Source organism: Vibrio sp. 378 (assembly GCF_033339435.1).
Window position 1 is genome coordinate 1 of record NZ_JAWOUO010000130.1, and the last position, 1,129, is coordinate 1,129.

The 1,129-nt window shown below is 43.8% G+C and carries 2 protein-coding genes; both read right to left on the reverse strand.

Going from position 1 to position 1,129, the window contains the following annotated elements:
• Positions 1-149: 149 nt before the first annotated feature.
• On the reverse strand, positions 150-365 hold the full coding sequence (gene pspG, locus R7Q48_RS24595; protein WP_005496590.1) for an envelope stress response protein PspG: 216 nt from the start codon (positions 363-365) through the stop codon (positions 150-152).
• Positions 366-528: 163 nt separating this feature from the next.
• On the reverse strand, positions 529-1,129 hold a 601-nt coding region (gene dusA / locus R7Q48_RS24600; protein WP_318132726.1), incomplete at its 5' end, for a tRNA dihydrouridine(20/20a) synthase DusA.

Consider the following 1,129-nt stretch of genomic DNA (forward strand, 5'->3'; position numbering starts at 1 on the left):
TGCGGCTAATGATAATGCTGTTAAAGCGATGGTCGCTTTATTTGTCATGGAATGTGTACTCCGAGATAGCTGATATTCAACAATGAGGGCGTGAGGGGAAATATACCATACTCTCACGCCTCGCTATCAACTAAATCGTCTATAACCAACTATTTATACCGCGGTTGGGCAACGAAGTTTTTAAAGAACCAAATACCCAATGCGATGACTATCAGCCATGGTAATAGTTTGAGTACCGCGCCGATCATGCCAAGTAAAAACATCACAACCAACGCAATACCTGTTGCTGCGAACACTGTCATCATCGTGATGCCTGTTACTAACAAGGTCGCGGCAAATACTAAAATAAAGATCAGCTCCAACATAATCACTTCTCCATTTGTTTTAAACGACTAGAGCAGTTTCCATACCAACTTATCTAAAACAAATTAAGGTTATGATTTTTAAACAAAAATAAAGCCAGAGGCATTTCTACGCTCTGGCTTCACTGTCCGTAAGTTGGTATTTTTAGCCAACCACTGGTGAATTTTACACATTCAGCTCTTTTGGAATCTTCGCTAACGCATCCTGCAGCACTTCTAGGCCAGAACCTGGCTTGTGCGCATTTTCACTGATGTGACGACGCCATTGTCTAGCACCCGGCATATTTTGGAACAAACCCAACATGTGACGTGTGATATGACCAAGATACGCACCTTTCGCAAGCTGCGCTTCAATGTATGGGTACATCTCTTCAACAATTTCACTGCGCTTCTTCACTGGGGCATTAGAACCAAATAGTTCTTGATCTACCGAGGCAAGCAAGTAAGGGCTTTGGTAAGCTTCACGGCCAATCATCACACCATCTAGGTGCTGGAGGTGCACTTTTGCTTCTTCCAGAGATTTCACACCACCATTAATAGCAATAGTTAAGTGAGAAAAATCTTGCTTCAATTGGTAAGCACGTGGGTAGTCCAGCGGCGGAATCTCGCGGTTTTCTTTCGGGCTCAGACCACTTAGCCACGCTTTACGCGCGTGAATAGTGAACTGCTCACAGCCGCCTTTCTCAGAGACGATCGATACGAAGTCCGTTAGGAACTCATAAGAATCTTGATCGTCAATGCCAATACGTGTTTTAACCGTAACAGGA

Excerpts from the sequence above, each read along its gene's own strand:
- pspG (WP_005496590.1), bottom strand. The coding sequence starts at position 365 with ATGTTGGAGCTGATCTTTATTTTAGTATTTGCCGCGACCTTGTTAGTA.